Raw genomic sequence first — 7623 nt, 5'->3', positions numbered from 1 at the left:
GGCGTCGCCCGGGCCACCGACCCGGCCCCCACGCAGGTCGCCCCGGCACTCGCCACCTCCGCCCTGCCACCGGTCGTCCAGCCTGCCCCTGCACAGCCCACCCCTGTCCAGCCCGCAGCCTGGGCGGGCGGCTCTGACGGCGGCGTCTTCGGCGTCGGCGTCGCTGAGAGCCGGGCCCCCAGCGGGCCGCGACGCTCCACCATCGTCCTGGCGATCCTGGCCGCGATCGCCCTCGTGCTGGTCGTGGCGATCGTCGTGTGGTTCTTCTCCTCCGGCAGCTCCGAGCCCAGCACCTCCGCCCCCACCACCCAGGCCCAGCAGGAGCAGCCGGCCGCCACCCAGGACGCCCCCGAGCAGGAGGCCACCACCGAGGCCCCCACGCCCACCCCCTCGCCCACGCAGAGCCAGACGCTGCGTGCCCCGGCGCCCGCGGACGCCGTCGAGATGGGTTCCTTCACCGCCCCCAGCGGCAACATCTCCTGCACCCTGGGCGAGGACTCAGTCTCCTGCACCATCAACGAGCACAGCTTCATTCCCGAGGACGCCTCCTGCAACTCTGACCCCACCGTTCCCTTCACCGTCACGGTGACCAAGGACGGCCAGGCCCTGGGCAGCTGCGGTGGCGCCGCGGCCGCCGGTGGCGCAGCCCTGAGCTACGGCTCCTCGGCGAAGAACGACTCCTTCGCCTGCACCGCCACCGAGGCCGCCATCAGCTGCTGGAGCCAGGTCAGCGGCCAGGGCTTCTCCCTGTCCCGCGAGGACGCGCTCGGCACCGTCCGCTAAGGCCCGTATGCACCGCATGACCTCCACCTACGGCCGGATCCTCGCCAAGCCCGGCGCCTGGCAGTTCTCGCTGGCGGGCCTGCTCGCCCGCTTCCCCATGTCCATGGTGGGTATCTCCACCATCCTCGCGGTCCAGAGCCTGTACGGCTCCTACTCCGCCGCCGGGACCGTCAGCGCCGCCAACATCATCGCGGCCGCCGTCGGCTCCCCGCTCCTGGCCCGGCTCGTTGACGCCTACGGCCAGGCCCGCATCATGCTGCCAGCCATCCTGGCCTCCTCCGCCTCGCTGCTCGGGCTCATCGTGGCCACCCAGCAGATCGCGCCGCTGTGGACGCTGATCGTCCTGTCCGGCCTGGCCGGCGGACTAGGCGGGTCCATGGGCTCGCTCGTGCGCTCGCGCTGGACCACGCTGCTGGACTCGCCCGACGACGTCCACACTGCCTTCTCCCTGGAGGCCGCCCTGGACGAGGTTGCCTTCATGATCGGCCCGGTGCTCGCCACCGCCCTGTGCACCACGCACGTGCTGCCGGTGACCAGCGGGTGGATCGTCGCCCTGAGCCTGCAGCTGGGCGGAGGCCTGTGGTTCCTCTCCCAGCGCGCCACCGAGCCGGCGCCACAACCACGCGCGGCCCGTCCCCGCCGTCGAGGCTCCGACGACGGCGCACGCAGCACCGAGCTCGACGCGCTCGCCCCGGCCCGGCTCCCCTCCGTCCTGTCCTACGGGTCAGTGCGGGCCATCGTCCTGATCTTCCTGTGCTCGGGCATCATGTTCGGCGCCAACGACGTCTCCGCCGTCGCCTTCGCCACCGAACTCGACCAGAAGAGCCTCTCCGGCGTGACCCTGGCCTGCTGGGCCACCGGATCGCTCATCGCCGCGCTCGTCTACGGCGCGCGCACCTGGGGCTGGCCGCTATGGAAGCAGCTGGGAGTCGGCATGGCGTGGCTGGCCCTGGGGGCCTCGACCTTCCTGCTCGCCCCGAACCTCGCGGTCCTGGCCGTGCTCTACGTCCTCGTGGGCCTGGGCACCGCCCCCACGATCACCTCGGGCAACAACATCGTCCAGGTCACCGTGGCCCCCGGCCAGCTGACCGAGGGCCTGGCCTGGATCGGTACCGCTATGAACATCGGCGTCTCGCTGGGCTCTATGCTCGGTGGCCGGGCCATTGACGCGGCCGGCGCCCACGGCGGTTACACGCTGACGATGTGCGCGGCGTGGATCGGCGTCGTGGTTCTCCTCGTGGGCCTGCGCACCCTGCGCAGGGCACGCGCTCACGGGCACCTGGAGGCATGATGACGCCGCCCTCACCTCGTTGGCAGCGCTGGGCCGACTCCATCCCCGTGCAGGTGGTGGCCTGGTGCGCCGTCCTCCTGTCCTGCTACCCGCGGCTGTGGAACAAGGCCGGCGAGGAGATGTTCAAGCTCGACGCGTGGATCTACTACCACGCCGTCGCCCAGTGGCAGGCCGGCGGCAGCCTCTACGACTGGTGGGCCAACCCTGACCAGCAGCTGTGGCCCTTCACCTACCCGCCCTTCGCTGCCTGGGCCTTCATGCCGCTGACCTGGCTGGATGACCGCAGCATCCAGGCGCTCCTGGTCCTGGCTACGCCCGTATGCGTGGGCATGAGCGTCTGGGCCGCAGCACGCGCGCTGGGGGCGAGCCAGAGGCGGGCGTGGGCGCTCGCACCCTGGGTGACGCTGGCGGGCGTGTGCGTCATCGAGCCGGTGTACAAGTCCATGGAGTACGGCCAGGTCAACGCCATCCTCATGATGCTCGTGGCCGTGGACCTGCTGGCCGTGCCCGCGCGCTCGCCCTGGCGCGGGGTGCTGTCCGGACTCGCGGCGGCCTTCAAGCTCACCCCGGCGATCGCCGTGATCGTGCTGCTGGCGCGCCGGGAGTGGCGGGCTGCTGCCACGATGACGGGGACGGCCGCCGGCGTCACCGCGCTGTGCTGGCTGATCTCGCCCAGCGAGTCCGCGCAGTTCTTCTTCTCCGCCATGTGGGACCCGGGTCGGGCCGGCTTCGCCGACTACTCCGGCAACCAGAACCTCAAGGGCTTCGTCGCACGCTGGCTGCCGGAAGACCTGCGGACCGTGGTGTGGGCGCTGACGGTGCTTGGCGCGCTGGTCGGCGCCTGGCTGCTGCTGCGACGGCTGGACGGGCTGCGGCCGCAGTCAGCCCGGACAGGCCTGGACGAGCCGGCGGGCCTGGACGGACCGACGAGCTCGGACGGGCTGACGGACCTGGCCGGGCGGCGAGCGACGCCGTCGGACGACGGGCTCATCCTTACCCTCCAGGTCTCGGTCGCCATGACGCTGGGACTGCTCATTTCCCCCATCTCCTGGTCCCACCACTGGGTGTGGTGCGTACCGGCGCTCATGGCGCTCATGGTGGCCGCGCGGCGGTGGGACTCACCGGCGCTGATGACGGCCGCGGCCGCGGGGGCCGCCGTCTTCGTCCTGGCGATGCAGTGGTGGTTCCCCGAGCAGAACCACGTGGAGCAGGACTGGCCGGTGTGGGCGAGCGTCGTCGGCTCGTCCTACACGTGGTGGGCGCTCACCACCGGGGCGGCGCTGGCCAGCGCGAGCGCGGAGCAGCGGGCCGGACAAGCGCGTGCGGAGCGGACTAGTGCTGGGCAGGCAGGGCCGGTGCGGCCAGAGCAGGCCGGCAGTGGGCAGCCCGAGACTGACGAGGCTGGGACGGCCGGGTCGGAGCAGGTCGGGCTCGTATAGCACGCGGCGCGCTCGCGCTCAGGATCGTGTCACCGGGCCCCGCTAAGATCCCGGTATGCCGTTTTCTGACATCGCTCGCGCCGCCGAGGACCGCCTGCATCGAGACATGATCCCCGTGCTGCGCGCCCACGGCTGGCGGCCGCGCGTGGTCACCTACGACGGCTATGGCTCGGCCGGCGAGCACGGCTCGATGGCGCGCGTCCTGGCACGCATGGTGATGCGCCCCAAGGACGCCCCGGCCGAGGGGCCACTGTTCCGCTCCATCCCGGACTCGCTGCCCGTCACCGCCACCGAGGTGCGCGACCTCGCGCTGGACTCCCTCATCGACGCCCAGCGCGGATGGCGCCAGTTCATTGACGTCCCCGTCCCCTACCTACCGGTGACCATCCGCGTGGGAGGAGTCTCGGTGCGCACGCGCGCTGACCGCGGAGGGTATGTGGACGTCGTCGTACGCGATCACGGGCTGGCACCGGGCTGGCACGAGGTTGAGATCGATGCCGCGGGCGCCGGGCTCGTGCGGGCGCGCGTCAACATCGTGGCCCCCGGCCCTCAGCTCGGCGTCGTCTGCGACATCGACGACACGGTCATGGTCACCAACGTGCCCCGTATGTTCATCGCCGGCTGGAACCTCCTGGTCAAGAACGCCTCGAACCGCGAGGCCGTGCCCGGTATGCCGGAGCTGCTCGCGCAGGTGCACGCCGCGCACCCGCAGGCGCCGCTGGTCTTCCTGTCCACCGGGGCGTGGAACGCCGTGCCGACGCTGCGCTCGTTCTTCAAGAAGCACGCCATTCCCAACGCCCCCATGCTCATGACGGACTGGGGACCGACCAACACGGGCTGGTTCCGTTCAGGTATTGAGCACAAGCGCACCGAGCTGCGTCGGCTGCTCATCGACCTGCCCGAGGTGACGTGGCTTCTCATCGGGGACGACGGTCAGCACGACCTCCTCATCTACTCCGAGGTGGTGCGCGAGCACTCTGACCGGGTGGCGGCCGTGGCGATCCGGCGTCTTTCCCAGAAGGAGCAGATGCTGGCCGGCGGTCAGATCGCCCACCCGATGGGGTTGGGGCCGCAGGCGCGCACCCTGGCTGAGGCCGATGTTCCCGTGGTCCAGGGGCGTGACGGCTACGCGCTGGCCCGCACGCTGCCGCGCTGGATCACCCAGGCGGGCGGCGCGGCCGTCGTCGATTGAGGTGGGGCCCTGCCACCAGGGCCGTCGCTTCAGGCACTGAACGGTCGCCTTAGGCCCTGAACAGTCGCTTCCAAGCTCTGCCACCCTCCACCGCGCCCACAATTCCATCGCTTTAGGCCGCTAACAGTCGCTTCCATTGTGGGGAGCATGGGGATCGACTGTTCAGGGCCTTAAGCGACGAGTGGCGGGGCCGTGCAGACTCCCGGCAGCGGGGAAAGCCCGGGCAGAGGGGAGAGACCGGGCAGCCGGGTGCGATCTTCGAGCGCGGAGCCAGCTCAGACCGAGACACCAATGAGGTGGCCGATGCCCCAGGTCACGACCATGGCCAGCGCACCGCCCGCCATATTGCGGATCACCGCGGGACGCACCGGTGCCTCGCCCAGTCGGGCGGAAAACCCGCCGGTCAGGGCAAGGCCCACAAGCACGGCCACGAAGGTCAGCGGGATCTTGACCGCCGTCGGCAGCAAGACGATCGCCAGCATCGGCAGCAACGACCCGAGCGTGAAGGCCACCGCGCTGGAGAAGGCGGCGTGCCAGGGGTTGGTGTACTCGTCCTCCCGCAGGCCAAGCTCCGCTTCCAGGTGCGCGCCGACGGCGTCGTGCGCCGTGAGCTCACGAGCAACCGTCATCGCGGTGGCGGGGCTCAGTCCCTTGGCGCGATAGTGAGATGCCAGCTCGTCAATGCCAGCCTCGGGGTCCTCCGCAAGCTCCTCGCGCTGGCGCACCACCAGCGCCCGCTCGGTGTCCGACTGAGTTGAGACCGAGACATACTCACCGGCAGCCATCGAGACCGCTCCTGCCAGCACCCCGGCGACGCCGGCGGTCAGGATGGCACCAGTGTTCTCCGGCGTGGCCGCGGCAACACCGATGACGAGGCCGGCCACCGAGACGATGCCGTCGTTCGCGCCGAGCACGCCGGCGCGCAACCAGTTCAGCCGAGAGGCAAGGGAGACGGCTGCGTCGCGAGACTCACGGGCGGCCTCGGCGTCGGCCGTGCCGGTCACGTTGCCCGCATCAGTCACGTCGGCCAAGCCGGCCACGTCGGTCGAGCTCGGGGCGGGCGTCGCGTTGGGGACACCGGCCGTGCCGGCCTGTTCGTCACCGGAGGTTTGCGTACCAGCCTGAGCGGCGTCGTCGGCCAGCTCGGCCAGGCTCAGCGCCCCACTCAGCGGAGCGCGAGCGTCCAGCGCAGGGACAACCGGAGCCTGCCCGACTTCCTCAGTGTGAGGGCGGGTGCTGCTCGTGGTTGTCTCGTTCCTGGTCACAACTCAACAGTAGAAGCAATGAATACTGACGTATAGCAACGTAAGTCTTACCTAACGAAGGTGCGGCCGCTCTCGCAACGCCGCCCCGCCGTCGCCCGGGACATTGCCCGGGACGTCACCCGGGACGTCGCCGACCGCCGGAGGTCAGCCCGCTTGCTACGCTGCCCTGGGCGCCATCGCCCGACGCTTCACCGCCCAGAACCAGGAGGCAGTCATGGCCAGCAAGATTCCGTTCATCCTCGGTCTCGGCGCGGGATACGTCCTGGGGACGCGGGCCGGGCGCGCGCAGTACGAGCGGATCAAGGCGGCGGCGACCCACGTGGCCGAGCAGCCCTTCGTGCGCGAGAAGGTCGACTCCGCCTCCGCCAAGGCCACGAGCTTTGCGCGTCAGCAGGGTGAGGCCCTCACGGACAAGGTGGTGGACGCCGTCAAGGAGCGGCTCTTCGGCGCGCCGGCACAGCAGCCTGCCGCCCCTGCGCAGCCCATCGAGGTTGACGACGCCGAGGTTCGTTCGGTCTGAGACCCGGAATATCGGTCTGAGACCCAGAATAGAGGGACTGGCAACGCTGCGGTCCGCTCGGGCTGAGGCTTGGGTTGGTCTGAGGCTCGGGCCTGAGGTTTGGGGCGGAGCCTCGGCTGTCTGAAGCTCGGGCCTGAGGCTTGGGGCCGGCCACGCCTCCGTTTGCTCCTCGGTTCTGGCCGCCGCTACCCGGCGCCCGCTATCGCTACCCCTTGGCGTCGTCCGACCCCGAACGTGCGGGCCAGCCTCTGCCTGCGCCGCTACCCCACCACGCTCGCCGCTACCTCGTTCGCGCCATCGCTACCCCATGAGGTCGCCCGCTACCCCTTAGCGCGCGCTACGGGGGTGCGACGGACGGGAAGGGGGTAGCGACGGTGGTGAAGGGATAGCGACGGTGGTGAAGGGATAGCGACGGTGGTGAAGGGATAGCGACGGTGGTGAAGGGATAGCGAAGGACGGGGCGCTGGGCACTTGAGTCACGCGCTTGCGCCGTTTGCTGTAACCCCTTGGCGCCTGCCGCTACCCCATGAGGTCGCCCGCTATCCCGTGGTGTTGGTCGACCGCGCTTGTACGGGCCAGCCTCTGCTTTCGCCGCTACCTCGTTCCCACCATCGCTACCCCTTGGCGTCGTCCGACCCCGAACGTGCGGGCCAGACCTGGCCTGCGTTGCTACCCCATCGCGCTCGCCGCTACCCCGTTCTGTCTGTCGCTACCTCTTGGTGTTGGTCGCTACCCCATAGCGCGCGCTACGGGGGTGCGAAGGACACGAAGGGGTAGCGACAGTGGTGGAGGGATAGCGAAGGCCGGGCATGGGCAGGCTCGGTGTGCGGTCTCAGTAGGCAAGGGGAGCTACCAGGCAAGCACAGCAACCGACCCAGCCAGCAGAGCTACTGGCAAGCACAGCAACCGGCCCAGCAGGCCTCGCCCCAAGCCCTACAAGCCCAATACCAGCCCTACAGTCCCAGCGCCCCTAGAGGTCTTGCGGGTCCAAGGGCTCGTGGCGCCGGGGCTGTGGCAGCGCCGAGCGTGACCAGCGCGGACGCCCCATGAGCGAACGCCGCCACCCCTCGCGTACCGTGTCACCTTCCTCGGGCGCGCCTACTGACCCAACCGGCCACCGCCGCCGCGGTCCC

General features: G+C 70.5%; 5 protein-coding genes and 1 pseudogene. 5 read left to right on the top strand and 1 reads right to left on the bottom strand.

Going from position 1 to position 7623, the window contains the following annotated elements:
• The 4 genes and pseudogenes from HMPREF0058_RS02270 to HMPREF0058_RS02255 all read left to right on the top strand — a co-directional run.
• Nucleotides 1-783, top strand: a pseudogene (locus HMPREF0058_RS02270) (hypothetical protein); the annotation flags it as partial.
• Between the two features lie 16 nt (nt 784-799).
• The gene (locus HMPREF0058_RS02265) at nt 800-2074 is read left to right on the top strand and encodes an MFS transporter (RefSeq protein WP_040319633.1); all 1275 of its coding nucleotides are present in this window, start codon (nt 800-802) and stop codon (nt 2072-2074) included.
• Nucleotides 2074-3513: a glycosyltransferase 87 family protein gene (locus tag HMPREF0058_RS02260; protein ID WP_248596991.1), complete on the top strand. Its 1440-nt coding sequence runs from the start codon at nt 2074-2076 to the stop codon at nt 3511-3513. The genes HMPREF0058_RS02265 and HMPREF0058_RS02260 overlap by 1 nt, the downstream gene beginning before the upstream one ends.
• A 55-nt stretch (nt 3514-3568) precedes the next feature.
• Nucleotides 3569-4705, top strand: coding sequence for an App1 family protein phosphatidate phosphatase (locus HMPREF0058_RS02255; RefSeq protein ID WP_006548048.1), 1137 nt, complete (start codon nt 3569-3571; stop codon nt 4703-4705).
• Between the two features lie 275 nt (nt 4706-4980).
• Here the strand turns inward: HMPREF0058_RS02255 and HMPREF0058_RS02250 are convergent, their stop codons facing one another.
• Nucleotides 4981-5970, bottom strand: coding sequence for a VIT1/CCC1 transporter family protein (locus HMPREF0058_RS02250; RefSeq protein ID WP_006548047.1), 990 nt, complete (start codon nt 5968-5970; stop codon nt 4981-4983).
• Nucleotides 5971-6184: 214 nt separating this feature from the next.
• Here HMPREF0058_RS02250 and HMPREF0058_RS02245 point away from each other — a divergent pair, with 214 nt between their 5' ends.
• Nucleotides 6185-6490, top strand: coding sequence for a hypothetical protein (locus tag HMPREF0058_RS02245; RefSeq protein WP_006548046.1), 306 nt, complete (start codon nt 6185-6187; stop codon nt 6488-6490).
• The last annotated feature ends 1133 nt before the right edge of the window (nt 6491-7623 follow it).

The sequence above is a fragment of the Actinomyces urogenitalis DSM 15434 genome, from assembly GCF_000159035.1.
GTDB classification, from domain to species: Bacteria; Actinomycetota; Actinomycetes; order Actinomycetales; family Actinomycetaceae; genus Actinomyces; species Actinomyces urogenitalis.
The sequence above is the reverse complement of the archived record's forward strand: the minus strand, read 5'-3'. Positions and strand labels throughout refer to the sequence as shown.